At 73.0% G+C, this 23,745-nt stretch carries 18 protein-coding genes and 2 pseudogenes; 8 read left to right on the top strand and 12 right to left on the bottom strand.

Annotated features, from left to right (window positions below; all coding sequences use genetic code 11):
- Positions 1–251 precede the first annotated feature (251 nt).
- Positions 252–1,070: a GntR family transcriptional regulator gene (locus AC07C1_RS03995; RefSeq protein WP_478936751.1), complete on the bottom strand. Its 819-nt coding sequence runs from the start codon at positions 1,068–1,070 to the stop codon at positions 252–254.
- A 255-nt stretch (positions 1,071–1,325) separates the two neighbouring features.
- Between AC07C1_RS03995 and AC07C1_RS04000 the strand changes: the two genes are divergently transcribed.
- Positions 1,326–1,469, top strand: coding sequence for a hypothetical protein (locus AC07C1_RS04000; protein ID WP_478936753.1), 144 nt, complete (start codon positions 1,326–1,328; stop codon positions 1,467–1,469).
- A 315-nt stretch (positions 1,470–1,784) separates the two neighbouring features.
- Entirely contained in the window at positions 1,785–2,825 is a 1,041-nt protein-coding gene (locus AC07C1_RS04005; protein WP_478936754.1) for a DUF2637 domain-containing protein, read from the top strand.
- 208 nt (positions 2,826–3,033) lie between these two features.
- Here AC07C1_RS04005 and AC07C1_RS04010 read toward each other — a convergent pair whose 3' ends face one another.
- The 3 genes from AC07C1_RS04010 to AC07C1_RS04020 all read right to left on the bottom strand — a co-directional run bounded on the left by AC07C1_RS04010 (position 3,034) and on the right by AC07C1_RS04020 (position 7,180).
- Complete coding sequence (locus AC07C1_RS04010) at positions 3,034–3,477, bottom strand: ATP-binding protein (RefSeq protein ID WP_478936755.1); 444 nt, start codon at positions 3,475–3,477, stop codon at positions 3,034–3,036.
- A 345-nt stretch (positions 3,478–3,822) separates the two neighbouring features.
- A complete protein-coding gene (locus AC07C1_RS04015) occupies positions 3,823–5,565 on the bottom strand; it encodes a pyruvate dehydrogenase (RefSeq protein WP_478936756.1) in 1,743 nt (580 codons plus the stop codon).
- Between the two features lie 76 nt (positions 5,566–5,641).
- Positions 5,642–7,180: a protein phosphatase 2C domain-containing protein gene (locus tag AC07C1_RS04020; RefSeq protein ID WP_478936757.1), complete on the bottom strand. Its 1,539-nt coding sequence runs from the start codon at positions 7,178–7,180 to the stop codon at positions 5,642–5,644.
- Between the two features lie 301 nt (positions 7,181–7,481).
- On the opposite strand from AC07C1_RS04020, the pseudogene AC07C1_RS04025 reads away from it, so the two are divergent.
- A pseudogene (locus AC07C1_RS04025) lies at positions 7,482–7,661 on the top strand (helix-turn-helix domain-containing protein); the annotation flags it as partial.
- Positions 7,662–8,017: 356 nt separating this feature from the next.
- Here the strand turns inward: AC07C1_RS04025 and AC07C1_RS04030 are convergent.
- Positions 8,018–9,232: a GDSL-type esterase/lipase family protein gene (locus AC07C1_RS04030; RefSeq protein ID WP_478936758.1), complete on the bottom strand. Its 1,215-nt coding sequence runs from the start codon at positions 9,230–9,232 to the stop codon at positions 8,018–8,020.
- A 159-nt stretch (positions 9,233–9,391) separates the two neighbouring features.
- On the opposite strand from AC07C1_RS04030, the gene AC07C1_RS04035 reads away from it, so the two are divergent.
- Positions 9,392–9,646: a PNPOx family protein gene (locus AC07C1_RS04035; RefSeq protein WP_478936759.1), complete on the top strand. Its 255-nt coding sequence runs from the start codon at positions 9,392–9,394 to the stop codon at positions 9,644–9,646.
- An 11-nt stretch (positions 9,647–9,657) separates the two neighbouring features.
- Here AC07C1_RS04035 and AC07C1_RS04040 read toward each other — a convergent pair whose 3' ends face one another.
- From AC07C1_RS04040 to AC07C1_RS04070, 7 genes are all read right to left on the bottom strand, one after another.
- Complete coding sequence (locus tag AC07C1_RS04040; RefSeq protein ID WP_478936760.1) at positions 9,658–10,152, bottom strand: methylated-DNA--[protein]-cysteine S-methyltransferase; 495 nt, start codon at positions 10,150–10,152, stop codon at positions 9,658–9,660.
- The gene (locus AC07C1_RS04045) at positions 10,149–11,543 is read right to left on the bottom strand and encodes a DNA-3-methyladenine glycosylase 2 family protein (protein ID WP_478937221.1); all 1,395 of its coding nucleotides are present in this window, start codon (positions 11,541–11,543) and stop codon (positions 10,149–10,151) included. Before AC07C1_RS04045 ends, AC07C1_RS04040 begins: the two co-directional genes overlap by 4 nt.
- Before the next feature lie 354 nt (positions 11,544–11,897).
- Positions 11,898–12,992 (bottom strand): ribosome small subunit-dependent GTPase A, encoded by a 1,095-nt coding sequence (gene rsgA, locus AC07C1_RS04050; RefSeq protein WP_478936761.1) that lies wholly within the window; start codon positions 12,990–12,992, stop codon positions 11,898–11,900.
- A 252-nt stretch (positions 12,993–13,244) separates the two neighbouring features.
- Positions 13,245–14,732: a cellulose binding domain-containing protein gene (locus AC07C1_RS04055; RefSeq protein ID WP_478936762.1), complete on the bottom strand. Its 1,488-nt coding sequence runs from the start codon at positions 14,730–14,732 to the stop codon at positions 13,245–13,247.
- 237 nt (positions 14,733–14,969) lie between these two features.
- The gene (locus AC07C1_RS04060) at positions 14,970–16,313 is read right to left on the bottom strand and encodes a radical SAM protein (protein WP_478936764.1); all 1,344 of its coding nucleotides are present in this window, start codon (positions 16,311–16,313) and stop codon (positions 14,970–14,972) included.
- 156 nt (positions 16,314–16,469) lie between these two features.
- Positions 16,470–16,610: a hypothetical protein gene (locus tag AC07C1_RS04065; protein ID WP_478936765.1), complete on the bottom strand. Its 141-nt coding sequence runs from the start codon at positions 16,608–16,610 to the stop codon at positions 16,470–16,472.
- A gap of 24 nt (positions 16,611–16,634) precedes the next feature.
- Entirely contained in the window at positions 16,635–17,642 is a 1,008-nt protein-coding gene (locus tag AC07C1_RS04070; RefSeq protein ID WP_478936766.1) for a hydroxyacid dehydrogenase, read from the bottom strand.
- 107 nt (positions 17,643–17,749) lie between these two features.
- Here AC07C1_RS04070 and AC07C1_RS04075 point away from each other — a divergent pair, with 107 nt between their 5' ends.
- From AC07C1_RS04075 to AC07C1_RS04090, 4 genes and pseudogenes are all read left to right on the top strand, one after another.
- The gene (locus AC07C1_RS04075) at positions 17,750–18,994 is read left to right on the top strand and encodes an FAD-binding protein (RefSeq protein WP_478936767.1); all 1,245 of its coding nucleotides are present in this window, start codon (positions 17,750–17,752) and stop codon (positions 18,992–18,994) included.
- Between the two features lie 134 nt (positions 18,995–19,128).
- Positions 19,129–20,394 carry an ROK family transcriptional regulator gene (locus AC07C1_RS04080; RefSeq protein ID WP_478936768.1) on the top strand — a complete coding sequence of 422 codons (1,266 nt, stop codon included), beginning with the start codon at positions 19,129–19,131 and terminating at the stop codon, positions 20,392–20,394.
- A 214-nt stretch (positions 20,395–20,608) separates the two neighbouring features.
- A pseudogene (locus tag AC07C1_RS04085) lies at positions 20,609–20,761 on the top strand (carbohydrate ABC transporter permease); the annotation flags it as partial.
- Between the two features lie 12 nt (positions 20,762–20,773).
- Entirely contained in the window at positions 20,774–23,650 is a 2,877-nt protein-coding gene (locus AC07C1_RS04090) for a glycoside hydrolase family 2 TIM barrel-domain containing protein (protein WP_478936769.1), read from the top strand.
- Positions 23,651–23,745: the final 95 nt, after the last annotated feature.

The following is a 23,745-nucleotide window of genomic DNA, read 5'->3' on the forward strand; positions in this document are numbered from 1 at the left end:
AGGCCGTCCGGCGGCTGCGGGTCCGCCGGGGCCGGTCGCGCAGTTCCCCGCGCCCCTGGGGAGCTGCAGGCGCCGTCGGTCTGCGTACGGCCCCTTCGCGGCTTGGGCTGGTCGCACCGTGCCCGCGCCCCCTGAGGAGCTGCAGTAGCCGGCGGTCTGCGTGCGGGTTCTGGTGTGGCCGGCGGTGCAGGCGGTGCTCAAAGGGCGCGGGGAACCGCGCGATCGGCCCTACGGTCAGAAGGTGCCGCGTCTCAGCTCGCTCCGGTGAAGTGGTCGGCCACCAGTTCCCGCACCACGTCCACGTCACGGGCGATCAACGCCTCCAGCAACGCCACGTGCTCCGCCGCGTCCGCGACCAGATCGGCCCGTCCGTGCCGTACCGGCCCCCCGACCAACGGCCACTGCGAGCGCCGGTGCAGGTCCTCGGCGATGCGGACCAGCTGCTCGTTGCCCGACAGGGACAGCAGCGCCCCGTGGAAGGCGCGGTCGGACTCCGCGTAGCCGGCCGGACAGCCGGAGGCAGCCGCGCGCACCGTGTCCTCCGCGAGCGGACGCAGCTCGGCCCACCGCTCGGCCGGCACGGTCCGGGCGAGCCGCAGCATCACCGGCACTTCGATGAGCGCCCGCACCTCCGCCAGCTCGGCCAGCTCCCGCACACCTCGCTCGATCACCCGGAAGCCGCGGTTGGGCACGACCTCGACGGCGCCCTCCAGCGCGAGCTGCTGCATGGCCTCCCGGACAGGTGTGGCCGAGACACCGAAGCGCTCACCCAGGACCGGCGCCGAGTACACCTCGCCCGGCTTCAGCTCGCCGGCCACCAGCGCCGTGCGCAGCGCGTCCAGGATCTGCCCGCGCACCGAGGACCGCCGCACCGCGGCCCGCGGCCCGGGAACGGGCCGCTCGCCGTGTGTGTGCTCGCCCCGCACAGCATGCGGCGCGGTGTCCCGCTCACGGATCCCGTCCGGGGTGTCCACGGCCCACTGCCGCGCCGGCACCCGGGCCACGCCCGGCGCAGGCGCCCCGCTCCTCGGTATCCCCGTCCCGGAGAAACCCTGCACGCCCTGCTTCACGGGTCCTCCTGGCGGCTTGTCGGCACTTGGGGTCATTAACGACGGGTTGTCACTTGTTCGTCAAGCACCTTAGGCGTACCGAGCGGCAGGTCAAACTCCACCAAGCCTGGGTAAGGTCAGGCTTACCTGTAATGCCCGCCCGTGATCAGCTGGAGTTCCTGCACAGCCGGGCGCCCCGGCTGCCCGTGACGCACGTCTCATACGACCGGATGCGGCGGCGTGGCCGGGCGGTACGTCGGCTCCGCAGCATTCCCGGTGCCGACCGGTCAGGACGGCGAGCCGCCGCCCACCCGGGACCGGGCCAACTGCTGCATGCTCTACACCGTGCGCCCCGAGGACACCCGCGCCACCTGCGACCCCGACCGGATCGCCAAGCCCTTGACTGACGTTGCTCCTTGAGGCACCGTCAGGGCCGGAGCACGGCGCCGCGTCCACTAAGATCGCCGGGATCGGACCACCCGCCCGCGGACAGTACCCCGGGCAGTTGTTCACAACTTCCTCACCCGCCGCAGGAACTTTCCGAGGAACCACCCGTACGGGTAGTCTTATTCGAACTCAACTCCCGCCCCTCACGCGGCAGTTCGAGCAGAAAGTCGCCCTGGGCATCCCCTTGCACCTTATTGGCGGCCTCTTGCCCCGAAACCCCCTGAGGGCCGTCGGGAGTGGGCCACTATGGCGGGCGTTACACGCCCTATCCCAATGCAAGGGACCCCTATGAGACTGACCGACATATCGCTGAACTGGCTGCTTCCGGGCGCCGTACTGCTCCTGGGCATGCTGACGGCGGTGGCGGTGCTCGCGCGCGGCAAGCGCTCCTCCGGGGAGAGCGCGAGCGCGGACGACTCCTGGGAGCGCAGCGAGGAGCGCCGCAGGCGCAAGGAGGCCATCTACGGCACCGCCTCCTACGTGCTTCTGTTCTGCTGTGCGGCGGTGGCGGCAGCCCTGTCCTTCCACGGCCTGGTCGGCTTCGGCGAGCAGAACCTCGGGCTGACCGACGGCTGGCAGTACCTCGTGCCGTTCGGTCTGGACGGTGCGGCGATGTTCTGCTCCGTCCTGGCGGTGCGCGAGGCCAGCCACGGTGACGCGGCCCTCGGCTCCCGGATACTCGTATGGATGTTCGCCGCGGCGGCGGCCTGGTTCAACTGGGTGCACGCGCCCCGGGGCGCCGGTCACGACGGCGCCCCCCAGTTCTTCTCCGGCATGTCGCTGTCGGCGGCCGTCCTGTTCGACCGGGCGCTGAAGCAGACCCGCCGGGCCGCGCTGCGCGAGCAGGGCCTGGTGCCGCGCCCGCTGCCGCAGATCCGCATCGTGCGCTGGCTGCGGGCCCCCCGCGAGACGTACGGCGCCTGGTCGCTGATGCTCCTGGAGGGCGTGCGCAGTCTGGACGAGGCGGTCGAGGAGGTCCGGGAGGACAAGCGGCAGAAGGACCAGACGCGGCAGCGGCGGCGGGACCAGCAGCGCGTGGAGCGCGCCCAGCTGAAGGCCATCAGCCGGGGCCACCGCGGCTTCGTCGGCCGGGCGGGCCGGCAGGTCGAGGTGCAGGCGGTCGAGCGTGGGCCCGCACCGGCCACCGCGGAGCCTGCCATATCGACCGCGGAGCAACTGCCCGTACGCCCTCGGCCCTCCCTGCAGCCGGTCCGCGGCGGGTCTGAACCGGTGACCGTCGACCTCACCGCGGAGGACGACACGATGGCCCTGCCGCGTCTGGACTCCCTGGAGCGCAAGCTGAAGGACCTGGAGCAGCAGTTCGGCTGACCGTCCGGTGACCCCGAGACCGCGGGACGACGGGACCGCGGGACGACGAGACCGCGGGACGACGGGACGACGGGACGACGACCGGACAGCACGGGGCGGGGCGTGACCACGCGGGTCACGTCCCCGCCCCGTTCCCGTTTCCACGGCTCACCCCGCTCCGGCACCGCGCCGTCCGCCGGCCGTACCGTTGCCGGCCGTCCGGCTGCGCTCAGGCCGCCTCGGCGCCGAGTTCGAACCACACCGACTTGCCCACCCCGTGCGGCCGTACGCCCCAGGCGTCCGCGAGGGACTGCACCAGCATCAGGCCGCGTCCGTGGGTGTCGTCGTCGCAGTCCGGGACGTTCGGCTCGGGTCTGCGGCCCACGAAGTCCCGTACCTCCACCCGCAGCGCGCCAGGTTCCACGATCGCCGTCAGGACGGCGTCGTCGTCGGTGTGGACGAGCGCGTTGGTGACCAGTTCGCTGGTGAGCAGTTCGGCTATCTCCGAGCGGCCCGGCTTGCCCCAGTGCCGCAACAGTTCGCGCAACTCCCTGCGGGCCTCCGGCACCGCCCTGAGATCAGCCCGGCCCAGTCTGCGCCGGAGCCGGTGCGCGTGTTCCGTGATGGTGTCGGTCTCTTCCCCCGCGTTCGCCGAGGAGGCCCCGATGACCACGGGACCGCCTCCTCGCGCCTGCCTCTTCATGACCCCCGCCCGCACGCCGCCGGTCCCTGCCCCTCCTGGTCGAACACGTTCACGGGGGATGCTTGCCCAGCACGCTCACAGGCAGTCATGGCGCATGCCCGATGACCGGCGGTTCGGCCACGGTGGCAAGCCGGCACAGCCGGTCCTGTAGCCCATGGCCCCCCGTACCGCGGGTTCCGTGACCACCGCTGGGCGCCACTGACGCCTCGTGAAGGCAGTGCAGCTGCGTCCGGCACGGGTGATCGGCATACCGTCACGCCTCGTGAAACTGGCCGAAATCCGCTCCCCTGACGGCGGGTGCGCATCGGGGCCGTCCTACGGGCGCGGCACGTTGCGGAGGTTGGAGCGGGCCATCTGGAGCATGCGGCCGACACCGCCGTCCAGCACGATCTTGGAGGCGGACAGCGCGAACCCGGTGACCATCTCGGCGCTGATCTTCGGCGGGATGGACAGCGCGTTGGGGTCGGTGACGATGTCCACCAGCGCCGGACCCTTGTGCTTGAAGGCGTCCTTGAGGGCCCCGGCGAGCTGCTTGGGCTTCTCGACCCGCACCCCGTGGGCGCCGCAGGCGCGGGCGACGGCGGCGAAGTCGGGGTTTGCGTTGGCGGTGCCGTACGAGGGCAGTCCGGCGACCAGCATCTCCAACTCGACCATGCCGAGCGAGGAGTTGTTGAACAGGACGACCTTCACCGGCAGGTCGTACTGCACCAGCGTCAGGAAGTCGCCCATCAGCATGGAGAATCCACCGTCGCCGGACATGGAGACGACCTGCCGGCGCCGGTCGGTGAACTGGGCGCCGATCGCCATGGGGAGCGCGTTCGCCATCGAGCCGTGCGAGAAGGAACCGATGATCCGGCGGCGGCCGTTGGGCGAGACGTACCGGGCGGCCCACACATTGCACATCCCGGTGTCCACCGTGAACACCGCGTCGTCGTCGGCTACTTCGTCCAGGACGGCGGCCACGTATTCGGGATGGATCGGGACCTGCTTGTCGACCTTCCGCGTGTAGGCCTTGACCACGCCCTCCAGCGCGTCGGCGTGCTTCTTCAGCATCTTGTCGAGGAAGCGCCGGTTGGTCTTCTCCCTGACCCGCGGGATCAGACAGCGTAGCGTCTCGCGCACGTCGCCCCAGACGGCCAGGTCGAGGCGGGAGCGCCGCCCCAGCACCTCGGGCCGCACGTCGACCTGCGCGATCTGCACATCGTCCGGCAGGAAGGCGTTGTACGGGAAGTCGGTGCCGAGCAGGAGCAGCAGATCGCACTCGTGGGTGGCCTCGTAGGCGGCGCCGTAGCCGAGGAGTCCACTCATGCCGACGTCGAATTTGTTGTCGTACTGGATGAATTCCTTGCCGCGCAGCGCGTGCCCCACGGGTGACTTGATCTTTTCCGCGAACTCCATGACCTCCGCGTGGGCGCCGGCCGTGCCGCTGCCGCAGAACAGGGTGATCTTGCCGGCCGCGTCGATCATCTCCGCGAGCCGGTCGATCTCGGCGTCGCCGGGCCGGACGGTGGGCCGGGAGGTGACCAGGGCGCTCTGCGGGGCCTTGTCCGGGGCGGGCTCGCCCGCGATGTCGCCGGGCAGGGACACCACGCTCACACCGCTCCGCCCGACCGCGTGCTGAATGGCGGTCTGCAGCAGCCGCGGCATCTGCTTCGGGCTGGAGATCAGCTCGCAGTAGTGGCTGCACTCCTGGAAGAGCCGGTCCGGGTGGGTCTCCTGGAAGTAGCCGAGGCCGATCTCGCTGGAGGGGATGTGCGAGGCGAGGGCCAGCACCGGGGCCATGGAACGGTGGGCGTCGTAGAGGCCGTTGATGAGGTGCAGATTGCCGGGACCGCAGGAGCCGGCGCAGGCGGCGAGCTTCCCGGTGATCTGGGCCTCGGCGCCGGCCGCGAAGGCGGCGGTCTCCTCGTGGCGCACGTGGATCCAGTCGATCGCGGCGTTGCGGCGGACGGCGTCCACGACCGGATTGAGGCTGTCGCCGACGACGCCGTACAGCCGGCGCACCCCGGCGCGGACCAGGATGTCGACGAACTGCTCGGCTACGCTCTGTTTGGCCATGGTCTCTCGTCTGCCCCTCAGGTCTTTTCGAGTCCTTCCGGCGGTCTCGGGTTCCATGAATTCACAGGGACAGCGGTTATGCCTCCCAAACGGCCGCCGCCGTGCGGTCGTCGGCGTAGCCCTTCACCCGTACCTGGGCGTCGGCGAGGAACGCGGCGAGGCCGGGTGCGGCCCGGCCGGACCAGCGGCGGGCCAGGTAGGCGCAGAGGGCGGGCTCCCCGCGCAGCGGGTCGGCCAGGCCCGCTGTGCACATCACCAGCGCATCACCCGGGCGGGCTACCGAGGCCCGGAAGCGGAACGGTTCGCGGGGCGGCTTCGGGGCCGGTTCGTAGGGGCTCGGCGGTGCCGGGATGCCGAGGTCCAGGGTGAGCCGGTCGCCCTCGGGGGTCTCCGCCGGTGGTGAGCCGAAGCCGACGACGGGCGCGCCGGTGGTCTCCGCGGGTGTCACGCCCGGTTCGATGTCCTGCCACTGGCCGTCCCGCAGCCGGAACAGGCCGCCGTCACCGACGCCGAAGAACACGCGCGTCCGGCAGTCCGGGTCGGCGGGCAGCAGCAGACAGCGCAGGCTCGCCGTGTACTCCTGCGGGTCGACGCCCTGGTCCGCGGCGCTCTCCCGGAGCCTGCCGAGGCTGCGGTCGGTCAGCCGGTTCAGGCCGGACTTGAGGTCGCCGCGCCGGGCCGCCCGGAGATCCTCCACCAGCCGCTGATGGCTGCGGCCCACGGCCCGCCCGATCGACCGGCACGCCTCGGCCGCCGCCAGGTGCGCGCCCGGGGTCGCCCGCGCGCCGGTCGCCATCGCGACGAGGAGGAGCGCCTGATCCCCGGTGCCGAACCGAGCGGTGAGCAGCGAGTCCCGGCGTGGCTCGCCCCGGTACCGCGCGGAGTCCCCGCGCAGCGACACCGCCCTCAGGGTGCAGGCCCCGTACCGGGCGCCGTCCAGCACGGTGTCGGCGACCAGCTCGCCGAGCCCGTCCGGATCGGAGGCCGGGAGCGCGGTGGGCTCGGGGTCGTAGGTGGGGGGTCCGGAGCCCACGTAGTCGATGGAGACGGCAGGTGGCTCCGGGGAGCGGGAGGAGGCGGCGGACTCTCGCGGGGAGGGCTCGCCGGGCACGACGGACTCCCCGTGTGCGGGACCCTCGGTGGCCTCCGGTGGCTGCGCGGGGGCCGGGACCTCCGGCGGATGGGCGGGGGCGGCGGGCGCCGGGCGGCCGGCTGACGGAGCGGGGGGCTGAGCCGGCGCGGTGCGTTGCGCGGGGACCGCCGGTTCCCGGGGCCCCGGTCTTCTCCCGTCACGGCCGCCGTCAGCGCCGTCGTCGTGTCGGCCGTCAGCGCCGTCGTCGTCGTGTCGGCTGTCACCGCCGTCGTCGTGTCGGCTGTCACCGCCGGCATCGTGCGGTCCGTCGTCGTAGCTGTCGGCGTTCTGCCCGCCGGTCCCCGTACCGCGCCCCGGCGCCTCCTCACCCGGGCGCCCGGACACCGTGCTCCTCGCCGAGGCGAAGCGGTCGTCCAGGGAATCCGGCGCGGCCCCCGGACCCGTGTCCGCGGCGGAGTCGTCGTACAGCTGCCCCCACCAGTCGTCCTCATGACGGGCGGGCCTTCCCCCCTGCTGGCTCATGCCCCTGATTGTCCACCGCACGGGCCGTCTGAAAACGGAGCATCGGGAAAATCCGGCGCACCGGTCACCTCGAACGGCGTGTCGAGTGAAGGGGTGAACAGCCGTGCGAGGAGCGGTTGATGGCCGCCGCGCGGCCCCACCCCCCACGGGAGAACCGCCCGGCGACGTCTGAAACGGCCCGGCGCCGGTCGGATGGCCGGATCATGGCTTGGTTTCCTGGAACGCGGCTGTGAGCCGTGAGCACGGCCGCGCGTCCTGCGGCCCTGCCACCTTGGCAGAGTCACCGCCGGTACGGCGATGGCTGTCGCTGCTGCTGGCCGGGCTGACCGGCGCGAGCGTGGCCAAACAGCTCGAACTGGGCCTGCGGACCGTGCAGCGCCGGGTGAAGCGGCTGATGGAGCTGGCCGGGGTGACGACCCGGCTGCGGCTGGGCTGGCACGCCTATGAGCGGGGCTGGGTGGCCCGGGACGAATCCCGCTGAACGCCGGTGTGCCCGGCCGGCGTACGGGTCCCGCGACCGGCTGCCCGCGCACCCGCTCCGCGCCGCCCGCCCGCTGACCCCTCGCCGGGCCGGCCCCCTTGCTCCGGGCCGGCCGGCTTCCCCCCGGTCCGCCGTGGGCCGACTCCCCCATGGCCGGACCCACCTGCACGAGCGGCTGCGGCTCGGCGGGCATGCCCAGGCCGTGGGCGGGCTGCGCACGGCGATGCGGGCGGTGTGGTGCCGGCGTGCCGGCGGAACTGTTCGCGTGTCCGTGGGTCGCGGTGGCGTGGCCGGGGCGGTGCCGTGGCGTGACCGGCGAAGCCCACCGACGCCGGGACGGGCACGGTGGCCGACGCTCATCTGCCCGGGCCGGTGAAGGACGCCCACGATCTCTGTGCCAGGGCCTGGCGCACGGTGTCGGCGACCGCCGTCATGCCCGCGTCGTTGAAGTGCAGGTGGTCGCCGGGGTCGTAGCCCGGGAGGATGCGGGTGGGGTCGGCCGGGTCGCGTACGGCGGCGTCGGCGTCGGCCACCGCGTCGAAGCCGCCGGCGCGGATGAGGGCGTTCACCCGCTGCCGTACGGCCTCGCCGGTGTCCGTGTAGGCGGGATAGCCGCGATACGGGGTGAGGGTGACGCCGACGACCGCGATGCCGCGGGCGTGGGCGCGGGCGACGAGGGCGCGGTACGCGTCGGCGTACGCGGCGGCGTCGTTCGCCTCCGGGGTGCCCTTGATGTCATTGATGCCCTCGAAGACGACCAGGGCGCGCACCCCGGACCGGTCCAGGGCGTCGGCGTCCAGGCGGGCGAGGGCGCTGGGCCCGGTGCCGTCGCGCAGCAGACGGTTGCCGGCGATCCCGGCGTTGAGCACGCCCAGCCGGTACGCGCGCAGACGCTCGGCGAGCCGGTCGGGCCAGCGGTGGTTGGCGTCGGGGGTGGAACCGGTGCCGTCGGTGAGGGAGTCGCCGAACGCGACGACGCTGCCGCGGGCGCGCCCCCGGACGTCGACGCCGGTGACGTAGTACCAGCGGCTGATCTTCTTCGTGTACGCGGTGCCGTCCTCGTCGGCGGCCCGTCCGGCGCCGGAAAGGGCCACGTAGCTGGTCTGCAGGGCGGTCCCGTGGTAGGTGGCGGGCCCGCTGCCGCCGGGTGTGTACACGGTGACCAGGAGGTCGGCGGCGGCCGGCACGGGCAGCGGCACCGGGTCGGACACCGTGTCCTGGCCCGGTGGGACGGTGACGTCGGGGGCGCCGTGGAAGGTGAGGGCGCGCAGGGTGCCGGGCACGGCGTCCGGGCCGGCCGCCCGGCGGAGGGCGACGGTGACCGCGCCGAGGTGCAGGGGCGCGGTGCCGAGCCGGTTGCCGAGCCGGACGCGTACGGCGGTGCCGCCGACGCTGAGGTGGACGATGTTGCGGACGGCGGCGCCGGGCAGTGCGGCCGCGGTTCCCGACGGCGCGGTCTCCCAACTGCCCGTCCAGTGCGAGGACGCCGGCTCGTCGACGGCCGTCGCCGCCGTCGTGCCCGGCAGCATCGCCAGCAGCAGTACCACGAGGGCCCGTCCGACCTCGGCCATGTGTGCGCCCGTCCTTCCCCGTGGCTCGTCGGAGGCGACCGTGCCACACGGGCGGGCCGCGCCGCCGTAGCGTCGGCGCCGGTCCACCCACTCGGCGCAACCCGCGGGATGGGACGGAGAGCCGGTGTGCGCGGCGAACCGGCGTGCCCGGCTGCCGTCATGTCCGGATTCAGCCGTCTCGGCTTCTTCCTCCGGGGCGACGGCACGATTCCGATCGGCGGCTGCTCCACGGGCGCCTCGAAGAAGTGGCGCAACCTCCGGCACCCTCCGCAGGGGACCCTGGTCGTGCAGGACATCGCGAGCGTACGGCCCTGGCGGGTGCGCGGCGTCCACATCCGCGGCGAGGCCGAACCACTCACGATTCTGGGCGACTTGGGAGCGCACAGGAGCGAGGAGTTCGACGGCAGAGCCTAGGGCCTCTCGCCCTAGCGGCCGGTGAGCGCGCCCTCCAGGGTCAGCAGCCAGACCTTGCGTTCGAGTCCGCCCGCGTAACCGGTCATCGCCCCGCCCGCGCCGATGACCCGATGGCAGGGCCGCACGATCAGCAGGGGGTTGGCGCCGATGGCCCCGCCGACGGCGCGAACGGCCGCGCGAGGTACGCCGATACGCGCGGCGATCTCGCCGTAGGTGGCGGTGGCGCCGTACGGCACCTCGTCCAGCGCGGCCCACACCCGCTGCCGGAATTCGGTGCCGTCGGCACGCAAGGGCAGCCGGAACTCCTTGAGTTCTCCGGCGAAGTAGGCGGTGAACTGCTCGCCGGCCGCACGGAACGGGGCCGGGTCGGCCCGCCAGTCGTCCTGGACGGCCCGCCCGCCCTTCTGCCCGGGCACGGACACCGAGGTGAGCGCCCCGTCCGCGTCGGCGGTGAGCAGCAGCGGCCCGACCGGGGCGTCCAGGTGGGTGAAGTACACCGTCGTCATCGGATCGACTCCCCCGCCGCCCGCAGATGCTGGACGGCGTACGACCGCCACGGCCGCCACGCGTCGGGTACCGCCGCCCCGGGCGGGGCCACGTCCGGATCGCCGAGGGCACGAACGCGGACGGTGGCGACGGTGGCCGGGTCCATGCCGGGCAGGGCGAGCAGCGCCTCCTGGGCGTCGTCCCGGTCGGCGCCCGGATCCAGCCGGACCGTGCCGTCGGCGAGGGCGGTGGCGAGCGCGCCCAGCGGGCCGTCGGGCTCGGCCTCGGCGACGGCGGCCGGCTCGGGGAAGAGGTGGGTGAGGCTGCCGCAGGGCGCGTCGAGCGACTTGCCGTAGCGGCGCACCAGTTCCCCGGCGTCCTGGGCGCCGATCAGCGCGCGTGCGGCGGGTTCCAGCGGATCGACGGCGCCGGGCGAGCGCAGCCCGGGCCGGGCGGCGACCAGCGGGGCGAGCCGTGGGTCGGTGCCGAGCCGCTCGTCGACGGCGTACGGGTCGGCGTCGAGGTCGAACAGGCGCCGCAGCCGCTGCACCGCGGTGGTGAGGTCCCTGGGGTCGGTGAGGTGCAGCCGCGCGTCCAGCCAGCCGCCCGGACGGGTGCCGCCACCCGCCTTCGGTGCCCGGGTGCGCTCCGCGACGGCGACGAGCGCGGTGCCGTACGGCAGCCGCAGGGTGCGCCGGTAGGTACGGCCGCCCGGGGTGCCGGACACCTCCTCGACGCCCGGCACCGCCTCCCGCGCCAGCTGGTCGAAGACGGCGGCCGCCTGGTACGGGCCCCGGTACGCCAGTCGCAGCGGGATGCCCGCGCCCGGGGTCTCCCGGCGGACGTCCCGGCTCCGGGGGGCGGCGGCGCGCACCTCGGTCGGCGTCGCGTCGTACACCTCCCGGACGGTGTCGTTGAACTGCCGCACGCTGGCGAACCCGGACGCGAACGCGATCTCGGTGACCGGCAGGTCGGTGGTCTGCAGCAGCATCCGCGCGGTGTGCGCCCGCTGGGCCCGGGCGAGCGCCACGGGCCCGGCGCCCAGCTCGGCGGTGAGCTGCCGCTGCACCTGCCGGGCGCTGTAGCCGAGCCGCGCGGCGAGCCCGGCGACACCCTCGCGGTCCACGACGCCGTCGCCGATCAGGCGCATGGCCCGGCCGACGACGTCCGCGCGGACGTTCCACTCCGCCGAGCCCGGCACGGCGTCCGGCCGGCACCGGCGGCAGGCCCGGAAGCCGGAGCCCTGCGCGGCGGCGGCCGTCGGGAAGAACCGCACGTTGTGCCGCTTGGGCGTCACCGCCGGGCAGCTCGGCCGGCAGTAGATCCCGGTGGTCTCGACGGCGAAGAAGAACGCCCCGTCGAACCGCCCGTCGCGGCTGCGCACCGCCTCGTACCTGCTGTCCTCGTCCATCACGTGTTCCAGTGTGGGCCGCCGGGGCGGGACCGGGCCAGCGGAAATCGGACGTCGACCTGAGATGCGCCGACCGGAGAGCAACAGCGGCTGTGACCGTTGGCTTCGCGGATGCCTCAGCGAGCCTCACTTGGCCCCTTCGCCTCGAATGCCTGGGCAGCGGCATCGGCGCGGCTGGAACGGTGACGCCTCGGCGCGGTACGCGGGCGACTCCTGTATGACGGCAATGATTCGTGCATCGCGACGCATCCGGCGATTCTTGACGCGGAAGCCGTGTCAGACCGTCGGATTCTGCAGGGTGCGGGAGCCTGGGGGCGGCTGTCGCCCCCAGACGCCCGCATCAGCGCGGGGCATTCAGCTCCAGCGCCCCCTCTTCGCCTCCATCGCCGCCCTGCCCTCGGCTCCCTTGCGCTTCCAGTCCCGCCGAAGCTCCGCACGGACCCTGGCGTCCGTCTTGGCCACGATCCACTGGTTCTCCCGCATCAGCTTGCGGTAGCTCTCCAGCCGCCGTACCGGAAGCTGCCCGCTCTCGACGGCGGAGCGCACCGCGCAGCCCGGCTCGGTCTCGTGGGCGCAGTCGTGGAAGCGGCAGGTCGCGGCCAGTTCCTCGATCTCGGCGAAGACCGCCCCGACGCCGGTCTCGGCGTCGAAGAGACCGACGCCCCGCAGTCCGGGGGTGTCGATGAGCACGCCGCCGCTGGGCAGGGCGAGCAGGTTGCGGGTGGTGGTGGTGTGCCGTCCCTTGCCGTCGACGTCCCGCGCGGCCTTGACGTCCATGACGTCCTCGCCGACCAGGACGTTGGCCAGGGTGGACTTGCCCGCGCCGGACTGGCCGAGCAGCACGGTCGTACCGGAGCCGACGATCGCGAGGAGGGTGTCGAGTCCGTCGCCGTGCAGGGCGCTGACGGTGAGGACGGGCACGCCGGGCGCGCTCGTCTCCACGTCCTGGACGAGATGGGCCAGGGTGGCGGGGTCCGGCACGAGGTCGGCCTTGGTGAGGACGACGACGGGCTGCGCGCCGGACTCCCAGGCGAGGGCGAGGAAGCGTTCGACGCGGCCGAGGTCGAGGTCCACGGCGAGGGACACGGCGACAACGGCGTGGTCGACGTTGGCGGCGAGGATCTGCCCGTCGGACCGCTTGGAGGAGGTGGAGCGCACGAAGGCGGTGCGGCGCGGCAGATACGCGCGCACATAGCGGGGGTTGCCGTCGGGTTCGACGGCGACCCAGTCGCCGGTGCACACGACCCGCATCGGGTCGTGCGGGGTGACGAAGGCGGTGTCGGCGCGCAGGACTCCGCCCGCGGTGACGACGTCGCACTGGCCGCGGTCGACCCGGAGGACCCGGCCGGGCAGCAGCCCTTCGGCCGCGTGGGGGGTGAACGCGTCGGCCCAGGCGTCGTCCCAGCCGTAGGGGGCCAGCGCGGAGAACACAGCAGAGGTGGAAGTCAAGGGAGACCCTTCACAGGGTGGCCCCGGGCAGGCGCGGAAGGCGCGGTCGGATCAGCCGGTGGCCACGGAGGTGGACTTGAGGAGTTCCTGGATGAGGGCAGCGCCCAGCACAGTGACAGCCATCGGTCAACACCTCCTTGTTCTCGCTCGCGTGTGCGCACACCACCTCGGCGTGCTCGCCAACTGTAGCCCTGCGGCGGGGCGGTACGTCAAAGCATTTACGGCCGGCCGCGTGGTGGCCGTTGCGCCGGCTCACCCCGTCGCACAGGGAGCCCCGTTCAGGGTGAAGCCGTACGGTGTCCGGTTCTGGTTCTGCCAGGCGCCGATGAAGCCGAAGGACAGGGTGCCGTGCGCGGTGACGGACCCGTTGTAGTCGGCGGCGGTGGCGGTGACACGGGGGCCGTTCTGGTCGACGGTGGCGTCCCAAATCTGGCCGACCTGCTGGCCGTCGCGGTAGCTCCAGGCGACCCGCCAGCCGGTGAGGGCCCGGTCGGTGGTGACGGTGACGGTGGCCTGGAAACCGTCGGACCACTGGCTCACCAGGTCGTAGGCGACCCGGCAGGTGGCCGCCTCGGTGGTGGCGGGGGCGCTGGTGCGGGCGGGGTGGTGGGTGGCGGAGGAGGTGCCCTGGGGTTCGGGGTCGGGTTTCCTGCGCTGGGGCGCCGCTTGGACGCCGGTCGCGGAGGGGGTGGCGGTGGGCGTGCGGGTCGGGGACGGGGCGCGGGTGGTGCGGGGGACGTCGGGGTCGGCGACGGGCCGGCGGTCGTCGTGGGCGGTGGCGGTGGCGGTGTCGTCGGCGGAGCCGCCGGGCGGCATCAGCGACACGCCGAGCGCCAGCGCCGACAGCAGCACGGCCGCGGCGAGCAGGCCGCGCCGCAGCACCGTGGCCCGGCCCGCGTCCTCCTTCGGGTCGCCGGTGTCGGGGGCGGTGGCGCCGGGGCGGCCCGCGCCCAGGCGGACCTCGGCGGCGCGGCGACGTCGCTCCAGGTAGGCGAGGCCGCCCCAGCCGATGACTCCGCCGGCCAGCGCGGCGGGCAGTCCGCCGCCGTGCAGGCGAAGGCAGGCCGCGGCCTCGGCGCACTGCACACAGGTCGCGAGGTGCCGGGAGAGGTCGTCGGGGGTGTCGGTGGCGGGCGAGCGGGTGACCGCGTCCAGCAGCCGGACGTAACTGCGGCACTGGGCGTCCATCGGGGTGTCCAGATGGGCGCGGTGGCAGCGCTCCCGGAACAGGGTGCGGACCTGGTCGAGTTCGTCGGCGACGGTGGCCGGGTCCAGACCGAGCCGGCGGGCGACGGTGGGCAGGGGCAGCGCTTCCACCTCGGCCAGCCACAGCAGCGAGGCGTCGGCCTCCTGCATGTCCCGCAGCCCGCGCAGGGCGACCGGGCGCCGCAGCGGGGGCCCCGAAAAGCGGGCCGCCGCGCCGGAGTTGAGCCACAGTCGCAGGTCGGGGTCGAGCCTGTGGCCCTGGCCGTGGGCCTCCCAGGCGGCCGCGGTGTCGCGTACGGCGGTGAGCAGCGCCGGTATCGTCGGCAGCCGTGCGGTGCGGCGGCCGGCGCCGCGCACATGGGTGCTCGCGGCGGCGCGGACCTCGCGCATGCCGAGGGTGAACGCCTCGGTCGCCAGCTGATGGGCCGTCACTGACCCGGAGGTGCACAGGTCCGCGTACGAGAGCACGGCGTCCCAGCCCTCCGAGAACAGCGCGGCCTCGGTGGCGTCCTGGGGGGTCGGCAGGTCGGGCATGGGACTCCTGCATCCACGAGCGAGGTCAACTCACCATAGGGAAAAGGGAGTTGTACGGAACCTCGCGGCAGAGCACAGAGCCTTTCACGTCCTCGACACAACTGACAAGCGGCCTGTTCACATCCGGTCACCGAGAGTGTCCGGAGCGGTGCGCCACGCGATGAGCCCGCGACTCCGTCTCCTGGTACGGATGCCGGCGCCGTTCGGCTCACCGCCCCGCCGGCCCCTTGCCCGGGATCACGCCTCGGCCGGTGCCACCGCCGGTTCGTCCACCGGTTCGTCCGCGGGCAGACTGTCCATGAAGGAGCTGACGGAGAAGACCGCGCGGCCGGGCCCGGGCAGACCGTAGCCGGGGGGCGAGGACAGCCCGAAGTCGTCCATCGTGGCCCGGTAGGCCTCCAGCAGCCGGATGTGGTACTCCAGCGGCGCGCCCTGCGGATTGGCCTTGCCGAGCGGGGTGGTGGGCTCCGGGCACCAGGTGGTGAAGCGGGGCGTGATGCCGTGCGACATGAAGAACCGCAGGCCCTCGGTGGTGGAGGCGATGGCCTCGTCCACGGTGGTGAAGCCGAACGGCTCGGCCATCTCCACGCCCGCCACGAAGTTGGGGATCACATTGCGCGCACCGAAGATCTCGGCCGAGTCCAGGATCCGCTTGTGCCACTCGTCACGGCCGACGTACCGCTCCTTGCCCGGGCAGTACAGCTCGAACAGCCGCCGGTCCCACACCTCGAAGTTGGGGTGGTAGATCTGCACGCCGTAGTCCTTGAACCGCTGCACATCCGCCTTCGGCAGCGCCTGCGCCACCACCTTGCCGATCCAGCGGCCCGGGAAGCGCTCCTCGATGGCCTTCGCGTAGTGGCCGTAGAAGTCGGCCTCGTCCCGGCCCGCGACCGTCTTGGTGATCGCACCGCCGGTGAGGGTGTAGGCGGTGGACGCCTTCTGGGTGTCGTACCGGTCGATGATCTCGAGGGCCTCGAGGACCTCCTCGACGTCCTTCACACCCGTGTACGGCCGTCCGGCCGCCTTGTGCTGGCGCCAGTTGTGGTTGATGTCGCAGTACTGGCACTCCTCCTTGGCGCCGAAGTACTGGCAGACCCGGAAGACGGTCAGGTAGATCAGATAACCCCACTGGATGGTGGGGGCGACCTCCATCACGGACTTCCCGTTGGAGAGAGTGTGCCGGTAGTACTCGGGCATCGGCGGCACACCGACGTCGGCGATGCGCCTGCCGTCGAGGTAGAGCCCGAGCAGCCCCTCGTCATCGGCGGCGACCCGGTACGGCGAGGCGGGGTTCACCCGTACGGAGACCACCGTACGGCGCAGATCGTACGGGCCGCCCGTGAGGATGATCTCCTCCGGCGGCCGGCGCAGCGCGGCCTCGCCCAGCTCGGGCAGGGTGCCGTGGTCGAACGAGAAGATGAAGTACGACTTCGGCTTGACCTCGCCGCTCTCGTTGTCACTGAGCGCGGATGGGTCGAAAGCGACACCACCCCGGAGCAGGTCCTCCTTGACAACGGCCTCCCGCGGCACATGCGGGAACCGCTCCATCAGATCCTCGACCAGCGCGGTGCGACTGCCCATCCGTATGTCTCCTCCCGGCTCAGGCGTTCGCCTCTCACCGTATGCCCCCGCCTCCCGCTCAGCCGTGCCGGGTCCCCGCACGACGCGCGATGTGTTCCGGTACGGCGGTTCCGGCGTCCAGCGCCGGGTCCGGCACCGGCGCGCCCCAGGTCCGGGTCAGGGGGCGAGGAGGGTGGTGGCGGCCGGCTCCTTGCGGTTCGGGCGCCGGGCGTACGACCACTGCCCCGGCGCGGAGTGCTCGGTGAGCCGGCGCAGGCCGTCCAGGACGGGTTCGGCGGTATCGATACCGTCAGCCACAGGGGGTCGCCGGTCCTCGCTGTGTCACGCCGTCCGTTCCAGCCCCGCGTGGTCGACGGTGTGCAGAAGATCGTCGCCGGACGACAGCCGCTCGGCCTCCTCGACCACCGTGCGGCCGAGGCGGGCCACCTCGTTGCCCTGGGAGCCGGCCAGGTGCGGGGTGACGAACGCGTTGGGCAGGTCGAACAGCGGGGAGTCGGCGGGCAGCGGTTCCGGGTCGGTGACGTCCAGGACGGCGCTGAGGCGTCCGGCGCGCAGCTCCTCGGTCAGCGCCTCGTGGTCGACGAGGGCACCGCGCGCGGTGTTGACGAGCACCGATCCGCTGGGCATCAGGGCGAGTTCGCGGGCGCCGATGAGGTGCCGGGTCTCGGGGGTCTGCGGGGCGTGCAGCGTGAGGATGTCGCAGGTGCGCAGCAACTCGTCCAGCTCCAGCAGCGGCACACCGAGCCGCGCGGCCTCGGAGGCGTCGACGTACGGGTCGGCGAGCGTGACGGTGAGGTCGTACGGGCGGAGCAGTTCGATCAGCCGGCGGCCGATGCGGGAGGCGCCGACGACGCCGACGCGGCGGCCGTAGTTGCCGATGCCGGGGACGATGTCGCCGTAGGGGAAGTCGCGGCGGCTGCGCAGCCGGTCGCGGAGGGCGAAGACGTCCTTGCCGGCGAGCAGGATCATGGCGAGCGTGTACTCGGCCACGGGCAGGGCGTTGGCGGCGGCGGCCGAGGAGACGACGATGCCGCGCTGCCACACCTCGGGGGTGGTGAATCCCTTGACCGAGCCGGCCGCGTGCAGCACGGCGCGCAGCCTGGGTGCCGCGTCCAGGGCGGCCGCGTCCAGGCGGGGGCAGCCCCAGCCGGTGATCAGGACCTCGGTGCGGGCCAGGGCCTCCCGCACCCGCGGCTCGGTGAAGTCGTGCGCCACCAGGGTGGGATCGATGTCCACGCACTCACGCAGGCGGGCGAGGAGCCGCGGCGGGAAGACGTGCGGGACGTTCAGGGCTGTCATGGCGAACAGTGCCGGAGGGCGCTCGGGCAAGGACGTGACCTTCCGGCTCGGTGAGGCACGGACAGCAACCGCTCTCTACGGTAGGTCGCGGCGGATGAGAGGGTCAACGGACACGCACTCCCCGGGAGGGACGCCAGATGACGGATACGGTGAGCAATTGGGCTCGCACCATCACCTACACCGCGAAGGAGCACCAGCGTCCGCGCACCCTCGACGCGCTCCGGGCGCTGGTGGCCGGCAGCGCGACGGTGCGGGTCCTGGGCAGCGGCCACTCCTTCAACGGGATCGCCGACCCCGGCCCGGACGGCGTTCTGCTGTCGACCGCCGATCTGCCACCGGTGATCGAGGTCGACGCGGCCTCGCGCACGGTCCGGGTGGCGGGCGGGGTCCGTTACGCCGAACTCGCCCGCGCGGTCCACGCGCACGGCCTCGCCCTGCCCAACCTGGCGTCGCTGCCGCACATCTCGGTGGCCGGCTCGGTGGCCACCGGCACGCACGGCTCGGGCGTCGGCAACGGGCCGCTGGCGTCGGCCGTCCGGGAGGTGGAACTGGTCGTCGCGGACGGCTCGACGGTGACGATCGCCCGGGACGACGCACGTTTCGACGGCGCCGTGACCTCGCTGGGCGCGCTGGGCGTCGTCACCGCGCTCACCCTCGACCTGGCGCCCGCGTACGAGGTGGAGCAGCACGTCTTCACCGGACTGCCGCTGGCGGGGCTGGACTTCGACGCCGTCGCGGCGGCCGGGTACAGCGTGAGCCTGTTCACGGACTGGCGGGAGCCGGGGTTCCGGCAGGTATGGGTCAAGCGGCGCACCGACCAGCCGGCGGTGGACTTCCCGTGGGCGGCACCGGCGACGGGACCGGTGCATCCGGTACCGGGCATGCCCGCGGTCAACTGCACCGAGCAGCTGGGCGTGCCCGGGCCGTGGCATGAACGGCTGCCGCACTTCCGGGCGGAGTTCACGCCGAGCAGCGGGGAGGAGATCCAGTCGGAGTACCTGTTGCCGCGGTCGGCGGCCGTCGAGGCGCTGGAGGCGATCGACGGTATCCGGCGGACGGTCGCCGGTGTCCTGCAGATCTGCGAGGTGCGGACGGTCGCCGCCGACCGGCAGTGGCTCAGCCCGGCCCACGGACGCGATTCGGTCGCACTGCACTTCACCTGGGTGCGGGACGAGGCGGCGGTGCTTGCGGTGGTGCGCCGGCTGGAGGAGGCACTGGATCCCTTCGACCCGCGCCCGCACTGGGGAAAGGTGTTCGAGATCCCGTCGGCGGTGATCCGTCGCCGGTACAGCCGCCTCGGCGGCTTCCGGTCCCTGGCCCGCTCCCTGGATCCCGCCGGCAAGTTCACCAACGCCTTCGTCCGGGATCTCCTCGACGGCTGACGGCCGGCGCCCGCGGCGTGCTTTCTCCAGCCCCTTTCCTAACCCCTTGTCGAAAGCCGCTTCCAGCCCATAGCCTGGCGCCCCCGCCGGTGCCGAGGCCGCCCCGGCCCGGCCTGCACGGGAGGGGCAGCCGCGTGAAGCGCACATCACGTGACATCCGCACCGCGAACCGCTACGAGGTGCTGCGCCAGATCATCGCCGAGTCTCCCACCTCCCGGCAGGAGCTGGCGGCCGCCACCGGGCTGAGCCTGGCCACGGTCGCCACGCTGGTCGGCGAGCTGCTGGACCTCCGCATGATCACCGAGGTCGGCTTCGAGGACTCCGCCGGGGGCAGGCCCCGGGGGCTGGTCGCCGTCAACGCGTCGGGGGGCGCACTGATCGGTGTCGACATCGCGGAGACGTACGTCCATGTCGAGCTGTTCGACCTGGCGCTGAACGTGCTGGCCCGCGCCGACGAGGAGATGCGGCCCGGTGAGAGCCGCCCGGAGCGGGTGGTCGGGCATGTCGCGGCCGCCGTCGGCTCGGTGGTCGCGCAGGCCGGGGTCGAGGCGGCCCGGGTGCTCGGCGTCGGGGTGAGCGTGCCGGGCCAGGTGGACCGGGACACCGGGGTCGCCGAGTACGCGCCCAACTGGTCCTGGCACGACGTGCCGTTGCTCGACCTGCTCGCCGGACCCATCGCCTACCCCCTGTACCTGGACAATCCGCTGCGGGCCTGCGTGGTGGCGGAGCTGTGGTTCGGGGCCGCGCGGGGCCGCGGGGACGCCGTGGTGGTCAACCTCGGCACCGGCGTCGGCGCCGGGCTGGCCCTCGGCGGCGGACTGCACCGCGGGGTGAGCAACAGCGCCGGCGAGTGGGGGCACACCACGCTCGTGCTCGACGGCAGACTGTGCCACTGCGGCAACCACGGCTGCGTGGAGACGTACGTCGGCGCGCCCGGCATCATGCAGAACCTGCGCGAACTCAGCCCGTGCTCGCCCCTGTTGCACCCCGAGGACCAGACGGCCACCATCGACGCGCTGGCGCGTGGCGTCGCCGCCGGCGACCCGGTCGCGCTCAAGGTCGTCCGGGACACCGCCCGTTACCTCGGCGCCGGTATCTCCGACCTGATCAATCTCCTCAACCCGGAAGTGGTCGTGCTCAGCAGCTGGGTCGCCTCCCGGCTGGGCGTGCCGCTGCTCGACGAGGTCCGTCAGGCCGTCGCCCGGCACGCGCTGCGCCGGCCGCTGGCCGCCACCGAGATCGTCCTCTCCCCGATCCCCACCGACCCGGTGTCCCTCGGCGCGGCCACCTTCGCCCTGGAGGGGGCGCTGCAGGCCGGCGCCCCGCACAAGGAGAGGCCACGACCCGGCACCACCAGGCGCACCGTCCCCGCGAGGAGCCGTACGGCACCGTCTTCGTGACGACGGAAGGGACGCACGTGTCTCAGCCCCGCACCCCGCGCCCTCGCACCCAGGCGTCTCGCCCAGGCACCGGGAGGTCCGCAACGCCCTGTCCACGGACCCGGAGATCACCGGCGAGAACTGGAAGTTCTTCCCCACCCACATCCAGTGGGGCAACATCACCGAGGTCCTGGTGACCCCGATGGTCCCGGCCGCGGTCACCTTCGTCCCCAGCTTCGCGCTGTCGTCGTACATGACCAACCAGACCGTCGACCACCACCTGATCTCCATGGCGACCGCCATATCCATCCTGCCGCTGCTGTTCGTGTTCCTCTTCCTCCAGCGCTGGCTGGTGCAGGGGATCACACAGACCGGCATCAAGGGCTGAGCGAGGAGACCGATGTCCTTCCGCACCACCACCGCATACGTCGAGGACGTCTCGCCGGGCAACGGGGCCCTGCCGCCCCGCGCCCGGTACGCGTCCTCGGACGCCAAGTCCCTCTCACTGAACGGCAGCTGGCGTTTCAGACTGTCGGACACGGCCGACGCCGAGGACGACTCCTTCGCGCAGGAGGGGTACGACGCCGGTGGCTGGGCGGAGGTCGCGGTCCCCGGCCACTGGGTCCTCCAGGGGCACGGCTCCCCCGTCTACACCAACCACCTCTACCCGTTCCCGGTCGACCCGCCCCGGGTCCCGACCGAGAACCCGACCGGTGACCACCTGCGCGTCTTCGACCTGCCCGAGGACTGGCCGGACCGTACGGACGGCGGGGCGGTGCTGCGCTTCGACGGGGTGGAGTCCTGTGCCCGGGTGTGGCTGAACGGCACCGACCTCGGCGAGTTCAAGGGCTCGCGGCTGCCGCACGAGTTCGCGGTCGGCCATCTGCTGAAGCCCGAGGGCAATGTGCTGGCGGTCCGGGTCCACCAGTGGTCGGCCGGCTCCTACCTGGAGGACCAGGACCAGTGGTGGCTGCCGGGCATCTTCCGTGACGTCACCCTGCTGCACCGCCCGGCCGGCGGCGCCCTGGACTTCTTCGTGCACGCCTCCTACGACCACGTCGCCGGCACCGGCACGCTGCGCGTCGACTCCGACGTGGACGGCCGGGTCACCGTCCCGGACCTGGGCATCGACGTGGCGACCGGCGAGCCGGTGACGGTGCCGGTCGAGCCGTGGTCAGCGGAGACGCCGAGACTGTACGACGGGGTGCTGGCCACCGAGGGCGAGCGGGTGCCGCTGCGCATCGGTTTCCGTACGGTGGAGCTGTCGGACGGCCTGATCAAGATCAACGGCAGGGCCGTGCTCTTCAAGGGCGTCAACCGGCACGAGTGGCACCCGGAGAAGGGCCGCGCGCTGGACCTCGGGACCATGCGCGAGGACGTGCTGCTGATGAAGCGGCACAACATCAACGCCGTCCGCACCTCCCACTACCCGCCGCATCCGGCCTTCCTCGACCTGTGCGACGAGTACGGCCTCTGGGTCGTCGACGAGTGCGACCTGGAGACGCACGGCTTCACCGAGCAGGGCTGGCGGGACAACCCCGTCGACGGCGACCGCTGGACCCCGGCCCTGCTCGACCGTGCGGTCCGCATGGTCGAGCGGGACAAGAACCACCCCTCGGTCGTCATCTGGTCCCTCGGCAACGAGGCGGGCACCGGCCGTGGCCTGACCGCCATGGCGGACTGGATCCACGGCCGCGACGCCTCCCGGCCGGTCCACTACGAGGGGGATACCACCTGCCGTGACACGGACGTCTACTCGCGGATGTACGCCGACCACGCCGAGGTGGAACGGATCGGCCGGGGCCTGGACGGCGGACCCCACAAGCGCCGCCGGCTGCCCTTCATCCTCTGCGAGTACGGGCACGCCATGGGCAACGGCCCCGGCGGACTCGCCGACTACCAGCGGCTGTTCGAGACGCACGACCGGTTGCAGGGCGGATTCGTCTGGGAATGGATCGACCACGGTATCGCCCATCCGGAACTGGGCTACGCCTACGGCGGCGACTTCGGCGAGGAGCTGCATGACGGCAACTTCGTCTGCGACGGCCTGCTCTTCCCGGACCGGCGGCCCTCCCCCGGCCTCATCGAGTACAAGAAGGTGATCGAACCCGTCGCCATCGGTGCCGACCGCACGGACGGCACCGTCCGGATCACCAACAAGTACGACTTCGCCGACCTGTCGGCGCTGGCGTTCTCGTGGTCGTACCAGGTCGACGGGGAGACGCTGGAGTCCGGCACCCTGTCGGTGCCCGCCCTGGCGCCCGGCGAGTCGGCCGACGTCAAGCTGCCCGGTCCGCCGCCCGGCGCCCCGGCCGGCGAGGCCCACTGGACGGTCCGGGCGGTGCTCGCGGCCGGCACCCCCTGGGCGCCGAGGGACCACGTCGTGGCCTGGGGCCAGGTCCCGCTGTCCGCGCCCCGGGTGCCGTACGTCGCCGCGTCCGCCCGGCCGGTGCCCGGCGAGGGGGTGATCACGCTCGGACCGGGCACCTTCGACGCCCGTACCGGCGCCCTGACGGCGGTCGGCGAGGTGCCCGTCTCCGGTCTGCGGCTGGACGTGTGGCGGGCCACCACCGACAACGACGACGGCGCCGCCTGGCAGAGCGGCCTGCGCTACGGCCTGCTGTGGCGCAAGCTCGGCCTGCACCGCATGCGCCACCGCCTGGACGCGGTGGAGCCCGGCGAGGACGCGCTCACGGTCCGCACCCGGGTGGCACCGGCCGCCGGGGAGGTGGGGCTGTCGACGGTGTACCGCTGGACGTCGGACGGAGATCGTCTGCGGTTGACCGTGTCCGTCGGCCCGGAGGGCGACTGGACGGTGCCGCTGCCCCGGCTCGGCATCCGCTTCGGACTGTCCGCGGCCGACCGTGTGCGGTGGTTCGGCGGCGGCCCGGGCGAGGCGTATCCGGACACCAGGACGGCGGCCGCGGTCGGCCGTTGGCAGTCGACCGTGGATCGTCTGCAGACCCCTTATGTCCGCCCCCAGGAGAACGGCGCCCGTATCGACGTCCGCTGGGCGGAGCTGGGCGGCCTGCGCGTCGAGGGTGACCCCGCGTTCTTCCTCACCGCCCGCCGCTGGACCACCGAACAGCTGGACGCCGCCGCCCACCGCACCGATCTGGTGCCCGGTGAGACGGTCTGGGTGAATCTCGACCACGGCCAGCACGGCATCGGCTCCCAGTCCTGCGGCCCCGGCCCGCTGCCCCGCCATCACCTGCGGGCCGAACCGGCGGAGTTCTCGTTCGTCTTCTCCACGGCCGCTTCCACGGAGGCCGGTTGACCGACACGGTCCCTTGACACCGAACCCTCCCCCCGGGGCTTTCCTGATATACCTAGTCCCCAACCTAGGATCCTTAGGAATGCCCCGGGAAGGAG

Source organism: Streptomyces sp. NPDC045022 (genome assembly GCF_056432605.1).